Source organism: Pseudomonas glycinae (genome assembly GCF_001594225.2).
Lineage (GTDB): Bacteria > Pseudomonadota > Gammaproteobacteria > Pseudomonadales > Pseudomonadaceae > Aquipseudomonas > Aquipseudomonas glycinae.
In genome coordinates, this window is the sequence record NZ_CP014205.2 from 4124031 (window position 1) to 4138843 (window position 14813).

General features: G+C 60.6%; 16 protein-coding genes. 5 read left to right on the forward strand and 11 right to left on the reverse strand.

Annotated features, from left to right (window positions below; translation table 11 throughout):
- Positions 1-86: 86 nt before the first annotated feature.
- Positions 87-845, reverse strand: a complete 759-nt coding sequence (locus tag AWU82_RS18790) for a Nif3-like dinuclear metal center hexameric protein (protein WP_011332485.1) — start codon at positions 843-845, stop codon at positions 87-89.
- A 103-nt stretch (positions 846-948) separates the two neighbouring features.
- On the opposite strand from AWU82_RS18790, the gene algW reads away from it, so the two are divergent.
- The 3 genes from algW (at position 949) to AWU82_RS18805 (ending at position 5031) form a co-directional block, all read left to right on the forward strand.
- Positions 949-2106, forward strand: coding sequence for a Do family serine endopeptidase AlgW (gene algW, locus AWU82_RS18795; protein ID WP_064382519.1), 1158 nt, complete (start codon positions 949-951; stop codon positions 2104-2106).
- Between the two features lie 87 nt (positions 2107-2193).
- The gene (locus tag AWU82_RS18800; protein WP_064382520.1) at positions 2194-4299 is read left to right on the forward strand and encodes a TonB-dependent siderophore receptor; all 2106 of its coding nucleotides are present in this window, start codon (positions 2194-2196) and stop codon (positions 4297-4299) included.
- 12 nt (positions 4300-4311) lie between these two features.
- Positions 4312-5031, forward strand: a complete 720-nt coding sequence (locus AWU82_RS18805; protein WP_064382521.1) for a DUF4198 domain-containing protein — start codon at positions 4312-4314, stop codon at positions 5029-5031.
- A gap of 48 nt (positions 5032-5079) precedes the next feature.
- Here AWU82_RS18805 and hisC read toward each other — a convergent pair whose 3' ends face one another.
- From hisC to AWU82_RS18855, 10 genes are all read right to left on the reverse strand, one after another.
- Positions 5080-6132, reverse strand: coding sequence for a histidinol-phosphate transaminase (gene hisC / locus AWU82_RS18810; protein WP_064382522.1), 1053 nt, complete (start codon positions 6130-6132; stop codon positions 5080-5082).
- Positions 6133-6134: 2 nt separating this feature from the next.
- Positions 6135-7460 carry a histidinol dehydrogenase gene (gene hisD / locus AWU82_RS18815; RefSeq protein WP_007953552.1) on the reverse strand — a complete coding sequence of 442 codons (1326 nt, stop codon included), beginning with the start codon at positions 7458-7460 and terminating at the stop codon, positions 6135-6137.
- Between the two features lie 125 nt (positions 7461-7585).
- Positions 7586-8221 (reverse strand): ATP phosphoribosyltransferase, encoded by a 636-nt coding sequence (gene hisG, locus AWU82_RS18820; protein ID WP_007953554.1) that lies wholly within the window; start codon positions 8219-8221, stop codon positions 7586-7588.
- Between the two features lie 127 nt (positions 8222-8348).
- Complete coding sequence (gene murA, locus AWU82_RS18825) at positions 8349-9614, reverse strand: UDP-N-acetylglucosamine 1-carboxyvinyltransferase (RefSeq protein WP_064382523.1); 1266 nt, start codon at positions 9612-9614, stop codon at positions 8349-8351.
- 22 nt (positions 9615-9636) lie between these two features.
- The gene (locus AWU82_RS18830; protein ID WP_007953556.1) at positions 9637-9876 is read right to left on the reverse strand and encodes a BolA family protein; all 240 of its coding nucleotides are present in this window, start codon (positions 9874-9876) and stop codon (positions 9637-9639) included.
- Positions 9877-9991: 115 nt separating this feature from the next.
- Positions 9992-10297 carry an STAS domain-containing protein gene (locus AWU82_RS18835; RefSeq protein ID WP_064382524.1) on the reverse strand — a complete coding sequence of 102 codons (306 nt, stop codon included), beginning with the start codon at positions 10295-10297 and terminating at the stop codon, positions 9992-9994.
- Positions 10294-10944, reverse strand: a complete 651-nt coding sequence (locus tag AWU82_RS18840; protein ID WP_064382525.1) for an MlaC/ttg2D family ABC transporter substrate-binding protein — start codon at positions 10942-10944, stop codon at positions 10294-10296. Before AWU82_RS18840 ends, AWU82_RS18835 begins: the two co-directional genes overlap by 4 nt.
- Positions 10945-10955: 11 nt before the next feature.
- Positions 10956-11423, reverse strand: coding sequence for an outer membrane lipid asymmetry maintenance protein MlaD (gene mlaD / locus AWU82_RS18845; protein ID WP_007953559.1), 468 nt, complete (start codon positions 11421-11423; stop codon positions 10956-10958).
- Positions 11423-12220, reverse strand: a complete 798-nt coding sequence (mlaE, locus tag AWU82_RS18850) for a lipid asymmetry maintenance ABC transporter permease subunit MlaE (RefSeq protein ID WP_007953561.1) — start codon at positions 12218-12220, stop codon at positions 11423-11425. The genes mlaD and mlaE overlap by 1 nt, the downstream gene beginning before the upstream one ends.
- Entirely contained in the window at positions 12220-13032 is an 813-nt protein-coding gene (locus AWU82_RS18855) for an ATP-binding cassette domain-containing protein (RefSeq protein ID WP_011332478.1), read from the reverse strand. Before AWU82_RS18855 ends, mlaE begins: the two co-directional genes overlap by 1 nt.
- A gap of 275 nt (positions 13033-13307) precedes the next feature.
- Between AWU82_RS18855 and AWU82_RS18860 the strand changes: the two genes are divergently transcribed.
- Entirely contained in the window at positions 13308-14282 is a 975-nt protein-coding gene (locus AWU82_RS18860; protein ID WP_064382526.1) for a KpsF/GutQ family sugar-phosphate isomerase, read from the forward strand.
- Positions 14283-14807: a KdsC family phosphatase gene (locus AWU82_RS18865; protein WP_064382527.1), complete on the forward strand. Its 525-nt coding sequence runs from the start codon at positions 14283-14285 to the stop codon at positions 14805-14807. It abuts the gene before it with no gap.
- The last annotated feature ends 6 nt before the right edge of the window (positions 14808-14813 follow it).

Below are 14813 nucleotides of genomic sequence, written 5' to 3' on the forward strand. Positions count from 1 at the left end.
CGAGGAATCCTAGCACAGCGACCTCTTCTAATCAGGACGCCGACTAGATCGAAAGGGTATATGAATATGCCTGCCCGTTCGGGCGCTCAGATCGGATTCGGGCAGTCGATAAAGATGTGTTCCAGAGCAAAGCGTTTCGCCAGATAGTCACCCAGCGCCTGCACGCCATAGCGTTCGGTGGCGTGATGGCCGGCGGCAATGAAGCTGATGTCGTTTTCCCGGGCGCTGTGGAATGTCTGCTCGGAAGCCTCACCGCTGAGGAACAGATCGACGCCGGCCGCAATCGCATTGTCGATGTAACCCTGGCCGCCGCCGGTACACCAGCCGACTCGACGGATCATCGCGCTACCTTCGACCAGCAGCGGCTCGCGGCCCATGACTTCCTGCACTTTGCGGGCGAAGTCGCGCGGGGTCATTGGCTCGCTCAGCGAACCGACCAGACCGACGATCTTCAGATTGTCCGGATCCAGCGGCCCTTCGACAGTGATGTCCAACTGACGGGCCAACTGCACGTTATTGCCGACGTCCGGGTGCAGATCCAGCGGCAGGTGATAACCGAGCAGACTGATATCGTGCTTGAGCAGCGTCTTCAGACGGCGCTGCTTCATGCCGGTGATGCACGGGTTTTCGCCCTTCCAGAAATAGCCGTGATGCACCAGCACCAGATCGGCTTCGGCCTCGACGGCGGCATCGAGCAACGCCTGGCTGGCGGTGACGCCGCTGACGATGCGCATCACCTGCGGACGGCCCTCGACCTGCAGGCCGTTGGGGCAATAATCGGCAATTTTCGCACTGCCGAGGTAACGGTCGGCTTCTTCGACCAGGGTGCTCAGGGCGACGGCCATGAAAGACTCCTAAATATCCCGTTCAGAGGCGCGCGCGGCCTCGTATAATGCGCGACATTATGGGCGGTCTGCCCCCGCCTGCAACTTTTCCAGGACGTGCTTAATGCTCAAGGCGCTGCGTTTTTTCGGCTGGCCGCTGTTGGCCGGTGTGCTTATCGCTCTGTTGATTATTCAGCGTTACCCGCAGTGGGTCGGGCTTCCGAGCCTCGACGTCAACCTGCAACAGGCCCCGCAGACCACCAGCGTGCAGCAGGGGCCAGTGTCCTACGCGGACGCGGTGACCATCGCTGCGCCGTCGGTGGTCAACCTCTACACCACCAAAGTCATCAACAAGCCGAGCCATCCGCTGTTCGAGGATCCGCAGTTCCGCCGCTTCTTCGGTGACAATTCGCCGAAGCAGAAGCGCATGGAATCAAGCCTCGGCTCCGGCGTGATCATGAGCCCGGAAGGCTACATCCTGACCAACAACCACGTCACCAGCGGCGCTGACCAGATCGTCGTGGCGCTCAAGGACGGTCGCGAAACCCTGGCCCGAGTGATCGGCAGCGATCCGGAAACCGACCTCGCCGTCCTGAAGATCGACCTGAAGAACCTGCCGGCGATCACCGTCGGACGCTCCGACAATATCCGCATTGGCGACGTCGCACTGGCGATCGGCAACCCGTTCGGGGTCGGCCAGACCGTGACCATGGGCATCATCAGCGCCACCGGCCGTAACCAGCTGGGCCTGAACAACTACGAAGATTTCATCCAGACCGACGCGGCGATCAACCCGGGCAACTCCGGTGGTGCGCTGGTCGACGCCAACGGCAACCTGACTGGCATCAACACTGCGATTTTCTCCAAGTCCGGGGGTTCACAAGGGATCGGTTTTGCGATCCCGGTGAAACTGGCGATGGAAGTGATGAAGTCGATCATCGAACACGGCCAGGTGATTCGCGGCTGGCTGGGCATTGAAGTGCAACCGCTGACCCAGGAGCTGGCCGAGTCGTTTGGCCTGTCCGGGCGTCCGGGAATTGTAGTGGCGGGGATTTTCCGCGATGGCCCGGCCCAGAAGGCCGGCCTGCAACTGGGTGACGTGATCCTGAGCATCGACGGCGAACCGGCCGGTGATGGCCGCAAGTCGATGAACCAGGTGGCGCGGATCAAGCCGACCGACAAGGTCACGATTCAGGTGATGCGCAACGGCAAGGAGATCAAGCTCACGGCTGAAATCGGTCTGCGCCCACCGCCGGCGCCGGTGAAGGAAAAAGAAGAGTAAGACTTTGTTCGCGTCACTGACGCGAATAACAGACATTCTCAACAGGCATGTTATATTGTTTCAATTAGCACATTGGAACAACATAACATGTCGTCTCGAAAAAAGGCCTCCCTCCTCGGCCTGACCCTTGGCCTGCTGGGCGATCCCGCGTTTGCCGATGAACCGCAAACGCTTGAACTCGACGCCATCAGCGTCATCTCCGATTACGAATCCCCTGCCGGCCCGGTCAAAGGCTATCGCGCTACCCGCTCGTCCAGCGCCACCAAAACCGACACCGCGATCCGCGATATTCCGCAGGCCATCAGCGTGGTGCCCGCCAGCGTGCTCAAGGATTTGGGCAGCACCAGCGTAGAACGCGCGCTGGATTTCGCCGGTGGCGTGTCGAAGCAAAACAACTTCGGCGGCCTGACGCTTTACGAATACAGCGTGCGCGGCTTCACCACCTCTGAGTTTTACCAGGACGGCTTCAGCGCCAACCGTGGTTATCCGAGCACACCGGACGCCGCCAACATCGAGCGCATCGAAGTGCTAAAAGGACCGGCCGCCAGCCTGTATGGCCGAGGTGATCCGGGCGGCACGGTAAACATCGTCACCAAAAAACCGCAGCCAGCGGCCTTCACCACCCTGCAAACCAGCGCCGGCAGTCGGGATCGCTATCGCACCGCGCTGGACGTCAACACGCCGCTGGATGATCAGGGCGATGTGCTGTCGCGAATCAATCTCGCGGTCGAGGACAACAACAGCTTTCGCGACCACGTCGACAGTAAACGTGTATTCGTTGCCCCCTCTCTCAGTTGGCAGTTGAACCCGGACACCAGCCTGCTGGTGGAGAGCGAATTCGTGCGTCATGGCTCGACCTTCGACCGCGGCATCGTTGCACCTAACAATAAATGGAGCGGCGTCTCGCGCTCGACATTCCTGGGTGAGCCGAACGACGGCAACATCGACAACCACAACAACAGACTGCAAGCCACGCTTGAGCACCACCTCAACGATGCCTGGAAACTGCGCCTGGCCAGCCATTACAAGGAGGGCAAACTCTGGGGTTTCGCCTCCGAAAACCGTCCCTTGAATGCCGATGGCCACACCGTCAACCGCCGCTATCGCGAACGCGATACCAACTGGCACGACAGCATCACCCAACTGGAACTGCGCGGTCTGTTCGACCTCGGCACCTGGCAGCACGAACTGCTGATCGGCAGCGAGTACGAGAACTTCCGCAAGAACGAGCGCGTCACCACCATCGCCGGCGGGCCTTACGCCATCGATATCTATAACCCGGTGTACGGCCAGCCCAAACCCAACGGCGCACGCTCCGGTACAGACTTCTTCGAACACGTCGAAAGCCATGCGCTGAACCTGCAGGATCAAATCGTCTTCAGCGAAAAACTGCGCGGGATGATCGGGGCGCGATTCGAGCACTTCGAGCAAACCATCGATGACCACAGCCGCAACACCACCAGCCGCCAGACCCACGACGCGCTCACCCAACGTGCCGGCCTGCTCTATCAACTGACACCGGACACCGGCCTGTTCGCCAACGCCTCGACCTCATTCAAACCGAACAACGGCCTCGATGCGGCTGGCAAATCCTTCGATCCGGAAGAAGGCGTGGGTTACGAAATCGGGATCAAGAACGAGCTGTTCGACGAACGTTTAAGCAGCACCCTCGCCTTCTTCCATATCGACAAGGAAAACGTCCTCGCCCTCGACCCGGGCACCGATACCAGCCGCGCCATGGGCAAGGCCCGCAGCCGGGGTTTCGATCTGCAGGTCACCGGGCAAGTCACCGACGCCGTCAGGGTGATCGGCGCTTTCGCCTGGATCGACGCCGAAGTGACCAAGGGGGATGCCGCGATCCCCGCCGGTAGCCGCATCCTCGGGGTCGCCAAACGCAGCGGCAGCGTGCTGGGTGTCTACGAGTTTCAGGACGGTCGCTTGCGCGGCTCGGATATCGGCGCGGCGTTCACTTACGTCGGTGACCGCTCAGGTGAGTCCGGCAGCGATTTCGAGCTGCCGGCCTATCACACCGTCGACCTGCTGGCCCATTACAAGGCCAGCGACACCGTCACTCTCGGCCTGAACCTGAACAACCTGTTCGACGAAAAGTACTACGAGCGCTCGTACAGCAGCTACTGGGTCAACCCCGGCGAGCCGCGCAATTTCACGGTCAGCCTGACATTCAACCTGTAAAAGGACGTCACCATGCATTACGGCAAACTCTTATTGATCATCGCTGCGCTGTTCGCTAGCCAAGCATCAGCGCATGGTCTGTGGACCGAACAACGGCGCGGCAATATCGAAGTCGTCTACGGCCACGGTGCCGAGGACAATGCTTTCAAACCGCAGAAGGTCAGCGGGGCGTGGGCCTTTGACACGAGCGGCAAGATGATTCCCGTCAGTGTGCAGCGCCTTGCAGATCACGCCCGCCTGCAACCGCTGAAACCGCCGGCGGTAATGGCCGTGGCCCTGAACAATGGCATGTGGTCGCAAACCGCCGACAAGAAATGGGTCAACGAGGGGCGCAGCAAAGTCCCGGGCGCCATCGAGTCGACCGAGACCCTCAAGTACAGCCTGGCGATTTATCAGCCGGGAGCGAAGCTGCCCAAACTCAATCAGATCAAATTGCTGATCCTGCCAGAGGTCGATCCGCTGACCGTCGGCCCAGGGAAATCATTGCCGGTGCGGGTGTTGCTGGATGGCAAACCGGCAGCGGGCGTGAAGTTGATCGGTGACTACCGCAGCGCGCCGAATACCTTGAGCACTGAAACCGACAAGGACGGCCGCGCTCAGGTGCTGGTGCGTAACGAGGGATTGAATGTGATTGCGGCGCAGGTGGAGGTGCCGGTGAAGGACAATGCAGAGGTGAGCAGTCGGGGGTTATTCAGTTCGTTGACGTTCCTGGGCGAACCGCATCACGAATGAACCAACGCTGATCCCTGTGGGACGAAACCCACAGGGATCAGCGTCGTTTCAGAGTTCGCCCAGACCGTCGATCAACGCCTGATTCTGTTCCGGCGTGCCGATCGAGATCCGCAGGAACTGGGCAATCCGCTCCTGCTTGAAGTGGCGCACGATCACGCCCTGTTCACGCAGTTTGGCTGCCAGCCCCGCCGCATCGTGTTGCGGATGCCGGGCGAAGATGAAGTTCGCCGCTGACGGCAGCACTTCAAAGCCCTTGGCCTGCAACTGCGCAACCACCCATTCGCGACTCTCGATGACCAGTGCGCAGGTCTTGTCGAAGTATTCGCGATCCTCGAACGCCGCCGCCGCACCGACATTCGCCATGCGATCGATCGGGTAGGAATTGAAGCTGTTCTTGATCCGCTCCAGCGCCTCGATCAGGTCCGGATGGCCGACCGCCAGACCGACCCGCAGGCCCGCCAGCGAACGGGACTTGGACAGGGTCTGGGTCACCAGCAGGTTCGGATAACGGTCCACCAGGCTGATCGCAGTTTCTCCGCCGAAGTCGATATAGGCCTCGTCGACCACCACCACCGAATCCGGGCTGGCCTTGAGAATCTGCTCGACCGCTTCCAGCGCCAGCAGGCAACCGGTCGGTGCGTTCGGGTTGGGGAAAATGATCCCGCCGTTCGGCTTGGCGTAGTCAGCCGGGTTGATCCGGAACTGGGCATCCAGCGGCACTGCATCGAACGTGATGCCATAAAGGCCGCAGTAGACCGGATAGAAGCTGTAGCTGATGTCCGGGAACAGGATCGGCTGATCGTGTTGCAGCAGACCGTGGAAGATGTGCGCCAGCACTTCATCCGAGCCGTTGCCGAGGAACACCTGATTGCTCTGTACGCCGTAGTACTTGGCGACGGCGTTTTTCAGCAGGTCGCTGTTCGGATCCGGGTACAGACGCAGGCTGTCGTTGAGTTCGGTCTGCATCGCCGCCAGGGCTTTTGGCGACGGACCGTAGGGGTTTTCGTTGGTGTTGAGTTTGACCAGACGGGTCAGCTTCGGCTGCTCGCCCGGCACGTAAGGCACCAGATCCTTGACGAACGGGCTCCAGAATTTACTCATGTTCAGTTCCCCTTCACTTCGTCTTTGATGCGGTATTCGGCGCTGCGCGCGTGGGCGCTCAGCGATTCGCCACGGGCCAGGATCGATGCAGTCTTGCCAAGCTCCGAAGCACCGGCCTCGGAGCAGAAGATGATCGACGAACGTTTCTGGAAGTCATACACGCCCAGCGGCGAGGAGAAACGCGCGGTGCCGGAGGTCGGCAGTACGTGGTTCGGGCCTGCGCAGTAGTCGCCCAGCGCCTCGGAGGTGTGGCGACCCATGAAGATCGCACCGGCGTGGCGGATCTGCGGCAGCCAGGCCTGCGGGTCGGCGACCGATAGTTCAAGGTGTTCCGGGGCGATGCGGTTGGCGACTTCGATGGCCTGGGCCATGTCGCGCACGTGAATCAGGGCACCACGGCCGTTGATCGAGGTTTCGATGATGGTCGCGCGATCCATGGTCGGCAGCAGTTTGTCGATGCTGGCGGCGACCTTGTCGAGAAACTCGGCGTCCGGGCTGACCAGAATCGCCTGGGCATCTTCGTCGTGCTCGGCCTGGGAGAACAGGTCCATGGCGATCCAGTCCGGATCGGTCTGGCCATCGCACACCACAAGGATTTCAGACGGGCCGGCAATCATGTCGATGCCGACCTGACCGAACACGTGACGCTTGGCAGTGGCGACATAGATGTTGCCCGGGCCGACGACCTTGTCTACCTGCGGCACGCTTTCGGTGCCATAGGCCAACGCGGCAACGGCTTGCGCACCACCGATGGTGAACACGCGGTCGACGCCGGCGATGCACGCCGCTGCCAGCACCAGTTCGTTGACTTCACCGCGTGGAGTCGGCACTACCATGACCACTTCGGTCACGCCGGCGACCTTGGCCGGAATCGCGTTCATCAATACAGAAGACGGGTAAGACGCCTTGCCGCCCGGAACATACAGACCGGCGCGATCCAGTGGCGTGACCTTCTGACCCAGCACGGTGCCGTCGGCTTCGGTGTAGCTCCAGGAGTCCTGCTTCTGTTTTTCGTGATAGCTGCGCACGCGGGCGGCGGCTTTTTCCAGCGCTTCGCGTTGTGGGACAGTGATGCGGGTCAGGGCCAGCTCCAGACGCTCGCGCGGCAGGATCAGGTCCGCCATCGAAGCGACTTCGAGGCCGTCAAATTTCTGGGTGAACTCGACCAGCGCCGCGTCACCGCGCTCGCGCACAGCCTTGATGATGTCCAGCACCCGCTGATTGACCGAGTCGTCAGACACACTTTCCCAGCTCAGCAGATGATCCAGATGATGCGCGAAATCCGGGTCAGCAGCGTTGAGTCGGCGAATTGCAGTCGGTGCGGTCATAGCGAGAGCCTCATAGGAATGGCAAAAACTCAGGCGCCCTAACTTAGCAGTCGTTTCCGCTTGGGCACCTGAGATTCTGGCTATGAGGCGGATAGACGGGCGCGACTTAACGTCGCGCAGGTACATCAGCCGCGGTGTCGAGACTCCACTGCCTTGCGCAGGGTGTCGATCAACGCCTGGATTCGGGCGTGTTGCATTTTCATCGAAGCTTTATTGACCACCAGACGCGAGCTGATCGTGGCGATCAGTTCCTGGGGTTCCAGGCCGTTGGCGCGCAGGGTGTTGCCGGTGTCGACCACGTCGATGATCTTGTCGGCCAGGCCGATCAGCGGTGCCAGCTCCATCGAGCCATACAGCTTGATGATGTCGACCTGACGGCCCTGCTCGGCGTAGTAACGCTTGGCGACATTGACGAATTTGGTGGCGACGCGCAGGCGGCCCTTGGGCTCGACCGCGCCGACCTTGCCGGCGGTCATCAGCTTGCACTGGGCAATCTGCAGATCCAGCGGTTCGTACAGGCCCTGGCCGGTATATTCCATCAGCACGTCTTTACCGGCAACGCCGAGGTCGGCCGCGCCATGCTCGACATAGGTCGGCACGTCGGTGGCCCGCACGATCAACAGGCGAACGTCTTCCTGGGTCGTGGGGATGATCAGCTTGCGGCTCTTGTCCGGATTCTCGGTCGGCACGATGCCCGCTTCGGCGAGAAGCGGCAGGGTGTCGTCAAGGATGCGGCCCTTGGACAGTGCGATGGTCAACATGGGAAACGTCAGTCCTTATCAAGGTACTCATGTCCGGTCGCAATTGGCGCCGGACATACATCGAGGGAGTCCCCCCCCCCGATCAAAACGAATTCAACGGACACTTCCCTGTGTCCAGATGCAGCGACTAGCCCGGAACGCGACGGATCCTGGCGCCCAGCATCTGCAGTTTTTCCTCGATGCACTCGTAACCACGGTCGATGTGGTAGATGCGGTCGATCAGGGTATCGCCTTCGGCCATCAGGGCCGAGATCACCAGACTGGCCGAGGCCCGCAGGTCGGTTGCCATCACTGGCGCGCCCTTGAGGATTTCAGTACCGGTCACGATGGCAGTGTTGCCTTCGACCTGGATCTTGGCGCCCATGCGGTGCAGTTCGTACACGTGCATGAAACGGTTTTCGAAGATCGTCTCGATCACGGCACCGGTGCCTTCGGCAATGGCGTTGAGCGAGATGAATTGCGCCTGCATGTCGGTCGGGAATGCCGGGTACGGCGCGGTGCGTACGTTGACTGCTTTCGGGCGCTTGCCGTGCATGTTCAGCTCGATCCAGTCTTCGCCGCTGGTGATTTCGGCGCCGGCTTCACGCAGTTTTTCCAGAACCGCTTCGAGAATGGTCGGATCGGTGTCCTTGACCTTCACACGGCCACCGGTGACCGCAGCGGCTACCAGATAGGTGCCGGTCTCGATACGGTCAGGCATGACTTTGTAGAAAGTCGAACCCAGACGCTCGACGCCGTCGATGGTGATGGTGTCGGTGCCAGCACCGGAGACCTTGGCGCCCATGGCGTTGAGGAAGTTCGCCAGGTCGACCACTTCAGGCTCGCGGGCGGCGTTCTGCAACACGCTGCGGCCCTTGGCCAGAGCGGCAGCCATCATGATGTTCTCGGTACCGGTCACGCTGACGGTATCGAAGAAGAAGTGCGCACCGCGCAGACCACCTTCAGGGGCCTTGGCCTTGATGTAGCCACCTTCGACGTCGATGACCGCGCCCATGGCTTCCAGGCCACGGATGTGCAGGTCGACCGGACGCGAACCGATGGCGCAACCACCAGGCAGAGCGACTTCGGCTTCACCGAAACGCGCAACCATCGGGCCCAGCACCAGGATCGAGGCACGCATGGTTTTCACCAGTTCGTACGGGGCGATCAAGGTCTTGATGGTGCGCGGGTCGATTTCGACGCTGAGCTTCTCGTCGATCACAGGCTCGATGCCCATGCGACCGAACAGCTCGATCATGGTGGTGATGTCATGCAGGTGCGGCAGGTTGCCAACAGTCACCGGGCCATCGCACAGCAGGGTGGCGGCCAGGATCGGCAGGGCGGAGTTCTTCGCCCCGGAGATGCGGATCTCGCCATCAAGACGAGCGCCACCGGTAATAATCAATTTATCCATAAGAATCTCGACGCCCTAGGGCTCAGGTGCGCTCGGCCCAGGCCGCGCTGCTGAAAAATTTCATAGTGACCGCGTGGATGCTGCCATCGGCAATCCAAGGGTTCAAATGGGCATAGATGCTTTGCTGACGCTTGACCGGGCTCAACGCCGCCAGTTCATCACTAATCACGTTCAGCTGGAAGTTGCAGCCTTCGCCTTCAACTTCCACCTGCGTTCCTGGCAGCTTTCCTTCAAGGAAGCTCTTCACTTCTACGGCCTGCATGCTCAACCTCAATCGGCGCCCTGTGCGCACGGGTCGGACATCATACAAAAAAGCCCCGCGCCTGCGAACCCCGCTGCGCAGGACTCTGACGGGGGGCTTCTCTATTGATGCGGGTTCAGGGTTGCGCCAACAGCTCGGTCAGTTCGCTGACCTGAGCAATTTCGCGCATGTCTTCGGGCATCCCGCGAATGCTGACCGCCTTGCCGGCGGCCTTTGCGTCGCGAATGAAGCACAGCAGCAGCGACAGACCGACACTGCTGGACTTCTCCACCGCCGAGCAATCAATCACCAATGCCGGGGCATTGCACGATTTGATCAGCGCCCGGCCCTGCTCCCGCAGGTCAGGGCCGGTGCGGTAATCCAGTACACCGCTGAGCTGCAGCTGACTGGCTTCGTCCAGACGAATGGCCGACTCGGTCATTGGGCAGGTTTCTCGTTCTGCTCGGCCGACTGCTTGGCCTTGGCGACCTCCCCGGCCCAGCCGTTGATGGTCTTGTCCAGGTCGTTGCCATTGCGCTGCATCGCGTCGGCGAACTGGTCACGGAACAGCTTGCCGATGTTGATGCCGTTGATGATCACGTTGCGCAGTTTCCACTCGCCGTTGATCTTTTCCAGGGTGTACTGCACAGGATAGATCGCGCCGTTGTTGCCTTTGACGGTCATGCCGACGCTGGTGCGGTCGCCCGATTCATCCTTGGGCGCATCGACGGTGATGCCCTGGTTGTTGTACTCGAGCAAGGCGTTGCCGTAGAACTGGAACAGGCCGCGCTTGAAGTTTTCCTCGAAGGTCTTCATCTGCGCCGGAGTTGCCTTGCGCGAATACTTGACCGTCATGATGCTCTTGGAAATGCCTTCGGCATCTACCACAGGACCGACGATGGTGTTCAGCGCCGTGTAGAAATCCTGCGGATCCTGCTTGTACTTCTCTTTATTGGCCGACAGATCGGCGAGCATCCGGTTTGTAGTGTCCTGAACCAGATCGTGCGCCGACTGTGCCGCCACGGCGTTAGCCACCAGCGGCAGCGTCGCAAGCAACACCAACAGGCCACGTCGCAAGGTAGAGATCATTCAAAAGCTCCTCATTTGGCGTCTTTGCTAACGGTATTGAGCAGGAATTTACCGATCAGGTCTTCCAGTACCAGAGACGACTGCGTGTCGTGGATGGTTCCACCATCCTTCAGGCGGGTGTCTTCGCCGCCCACGCTGATACCGATGTATTTCTCGCCCAGCAGACCCGCTGTCAGGATAGATGCTGTGGAGTCGGTCGGCAGATTGTCGACACTTTTATCCACTTGCAGGGTCACCCGACCGGTAAAGCTGTCGCGATCCAGATCGATCGCGGTGACCTTGCCGATGGTCACACCCGCCATGGTCACTTTGGCTCTGACCGTCAGGCCGGCGATATTGTCGAAATAGGCGTAAAGCTTGTAGGTATCGGTGGTCGAAGTCGGAGACAGGCCACTGACCCGCAGGGCCAGCAGCAACAAGGCCAGGATCCCTGCCAGCAGGAACAGGCCGACACCGATTTCCAGGGTGCGGTTTTGCATCAGAAATCTCCAAACATCAAAGCGGTCAGAATAAAGTCCAGGCCGAGGACTGCCAGCGAGGCGTAAACCACGGTCTTGGTAGTGGCACGGCTGATCCCCTCGGAAGTGGGTTCGCAGTCATAGCCTTGAAATACGGCGATCCAGGTGACGACAAAAGCGAATACTGCACTTTTGATGATGCCGTTGAGCACATCGTCACCGAAGCTCACGCTGTTCTGCATGTTTGACCAGTAGGAACCTTCGTAGACGCCCAACCAGTCGACAGCGACCCATGAACCGCCCCAGATGCCGACCACGCTGAAGATCATCGCCAGCACCGGCAGGGAAATGAAGCCGGCCCACAGACGCGGAGCGATGATGTATTTCAGCGGGTCGACCCCGATCATTTCCAGGCTGGACAGCTGCTCGGTGGATTTCATGTTGCCGATTTCCGCCGTCAGCGCCGAACCGGCGCGACCGGCGAACAACAGCGCGGTCACCACCGGCCCCAGCTCGCGCAACAGGGTCAGCGCGACCATCTGGCCGACGGCCTGCTCCGAGCCGTAACTCGACAGGATGTTGAAGCCCTGCAGCGCCAGCACCATGCCGATGAAGATCCCGGACACCACAATGATCACCAGCGACATCACGCCGACCGAATGCAACTGCTTGACCAGCAGGCCGAAACCGCCGCCGATGCCGCCACGCCCGAGCAAGGCATGAAACAGGAACAGGGTCGAACGCCCGAACACTGCAACGCTGTCGATTCCGGCGAGGCCGAAACGACGCACACGCTCCATTAATGTAATTCTGCGCATCAGCGGCGCTTCCCCAGAAGATCTGCGCGGTAATCCGGCGCTGGAAAGTGATACGGCACCGGGCCGTCGGGTTCACCGGTCATGAACTGACGGATACGCGGATCGTCCGAGCTCATCAGTTCGTCCGGCGTGCCCTGCCCCAATACCTGGCCATCGCCGACCACATAGATGTAGTCGGCGATGCTCGCGGTTTCGGCGAGGTCGTGGGACACCACGATGCTGGTGATTCCCAGGGCATCGTTGAGCAGACGGATCAGGCGAACCAGCACGCCCATGGCGATCGGATCCTGGCCGACGAACGGTTCGTCGTACATGAGGATCTGCGGATCCAGGGCAATCGCCCGGGCCAGGGCAACACGACGCTTCATCCCGCCGGACAGCTCGTCAGGCATCAGCTCGATCGCACCGCGCAGTCCTACCGCCTGCAACTTGAGCAGCACGATGTCGCGGATCATCTCGTCCGGCAGTTCGGTATGAACGCGCAGCGGAAAGGCGACGTTCTCGAATACATCGAGATCGGTGAACAGCGCACCGCTCTGAAACAGCACGCCCATGTGCTTGCGCGCATCGAACAGATCGCTGCGCGACAGCTTCGGCAGGTTCTGGCCGTTGACCCAGACCTCGCCTTTGGATGGCCGCAACTGGGCGCCCATCAGGCGCAACAGCGTGGTCTTGCCACACCCGGAAGGCCCCATGATGCCGGTGACCTTGCCGCGCGGGATGCGGATATCGACGTTATTGAAAATGCTCCGCGCACCGCGCTTGAAGGAGACTCCCTTCAGCTCGACCGCGTAGGCGTTATCGGCACTCATCTAAACTCCTTGCGATGCAGCCTCTCACTCGGACGCCTGGCTTTCTTGAGAAAGCCCCTACATCCCGGGCAGGCCGAACTGGCGGCGAACTATATCACTGCAAAGGGCAAGCGCCCAAGGCCTGCACCGGTCCGCATTCTGCGAGTTGAAGGGCTCAAAGCCTTATTTGCAGAGTTTTGGTAACGAGGAATGACAAAGCGCGACGAACTTGCGTGAGGCTTTTCAACATAACCGCTATAATCGCCGCCTTTTCATCGGGCTATACGATTTCTGACATGAGCCAAACCAGCGACCTGATTCAATCGGCACAACGCACCATCCGCCTCGAAGTGGAAGCCATACAAGGCTTGCTGCCCCATATCGACGCCGATTTCGTACGCGCTTGCGAGATGATTCTGGCCAGCAAGGGCCGTGTTGTCGTGGTCGGCATGGGCAAGTCCGGGCACATCGGCAACAAGATTGCCGCCACCCTGGCCAGCACCGGCACCCCGGCGTTTTTCGTGCACCCGGCCGAAGCCAGCCATGGCGACATGGGCATGATCACTCGTGACGATGTGATTCTGGCCCTGTCGAACTCCGGTTCCACCAACGAAATCGTCACCCTGCTGCCACTGATCAAGCGCCTGGGCATCCAGTTGATCAGCGTCACCGGCAACCCGCAATCGCCACTGGCCAAGGCCGCCCAGGTCAATCTCAACGTTCACGTAGAACATGAAGCTTGTCCGCTCAACCTCGCGCCAACCTCTTCGACCACCGCGGCACTGGTCATGGGCGACGCCCTGGCCGTGGCACTGCTGGAAGCGCGCGGCTTCACCGCTGAAGACTTTGCCTTTTCCCACCCCGGCGGCGCACTGGGCCGACGCCTGCTGCTGAAAGTGGAAAATGTCATGCACGCCGGGCAGGAACTGCCTCAGGTTCAACGAGGCACGCTGCTCAAGGACGCGCTGATGGAAATGACCCGCAAGGGTCTGGGCATGACTGTGATTCTTGAAGCTGACGGCAAATTGGCCGGGATCTTCACGGACGGCGACCTGCGCCGCACTCTGGATCGCAGCATTGATATCCACAGCGCCACCATCGACCAGGTGATGACCGTTCACGGCAAGACCGCCCGCGCCGAGATGCTCGCCGCCGAAGCCCTGAAAATCATGGAAGACCACCGAATCAACGCGCTGGTTGTCGTGGATGAAGAGGATCGCCCGATCGGCGCCTTCAACCTCTCCGATCTGCTGCGCGCAGGAGTGATGTAAATGAGCACCGATCTGCTGCAACGCGGCAAAGCCATCAAACTGGCGGTTTTCGACGTCGACGGTGTTCTCACCGACGGGCGACTGTACTTCCTTGAAGATGGCAGCGAGTTCAAGACTTTCAACACGCTCGATGGTCAGGGCATCAAGATGCTGATGAACGCTGGCGTACAGACCGCCATCATCAGCGGTCGCAAGACTTCGGTGGTCGAGCGTCGGGCAAGGAACCTGGGCATCCCGCACCTGTTTCAGGGTCGCGAAGACAAACTGGTGGTTCTCGACGGTCTTCTGGAGCAACTGGGCCTAAGCTATGAACAAGTGGCTTACCTCGGCGACGATTTGCCCGACCTGCCCGTGATCCGCCGCGTAGGGCTGGGCATGGCCGTGGCCAACGCCGCCCCTTTTGTTCGCGAACACGCACATGGCGTCACCCAGGCCCGTGGCGGCGAAGGTGCCGCCCGCGAATTCTGCGAACTGATCCTGCGCGCCCAAGGCAGCCTCGACGCCGCCAACAATGCGTACCTGTGAGTCCAA